1 protein-coding gene and 1 pseudogene are annotated in these 604 nt (G+C 30.8%); both read left to right on the top strand.

Annotated features, from left to right (window positions below):
• A partial coding sequence (modA, locus tag B3J44_RS01980) for a molybdate ABC transporter substrate-binding protein (protein WP_286965346.1) occupies positions 1–383 on the top strand: 383 nt, incomplete at its 5' end.
• Positions 380–604: pseudogene (locus B3J44_RS01975) on the top strand (tobe domain protein); the annotation flags it as partial. The gene modA and the pseudogene B3J44_RS01975, both read left to right, overlap by 4 nt.

Here is a 604-nt window from a genome sequence, read left to right as displayed (position 1 = left end):
GAAAAATAGCTATCGGAAATCCTTCAACTGCGCCATACGGAGAAAAAGCGGTGGAGTGCTTAAAATTCTACAAAATATATGATAAAGTAAAAAACAAATTGGTCTTTGGCGATAATATTACACAAGCCACTCAGTTTGTAACTACGGGAAATGCTGATATTGGAATTACAGCTTTGTCTCTTGTGCTAACTCCTAATATGCAAAAAGAAGGAGGAAAGTATTATATTATTCCAGAAAAAAGCCATTCTTCGTTAGAACAAGGATGCGTAGTATTGAAACATGGAAAAGACAATGCGAATACTGTAAAGTTTTATAATTTTATATCTTCTAAAAAAGCAATTGCTATTTTAAAATATTACGGATACGATACAAAGGCAAAATGAATGTACTAAAAGGAATTATAACTGAAATTCAATCGCATGAAGGCATTTCATTAGTTAAGCTGAAATCGAATGAAAATATCTTTACTTCGATCATTCTAGACGTGCCAGATTATTTAAAAGAAAATAATACAGTTAAAATCATTTTTAAGGAAACAGAAGTAATTATATCTAAAGATTTAAATCCTTCGATTAGTGTTCAGAATCAGATATACGGCCGTATA

Origin of the sequence: Flavobacterium sp. UBA4854, from assembly GCF_002399805.1 — a bacterium.
Lineage (GTDB): Bacteria > Bacteroidota > Bacteroidia > Flavobacteriales > Flavobacteriaceae > Flavobacterium > Flavobacterium ginsengisoli.
The sequence above is the reverse complement of the archived record's forward strand: the minus strand, read 5'-3'. Positions and strand labels throughout refer to the sequence as shown.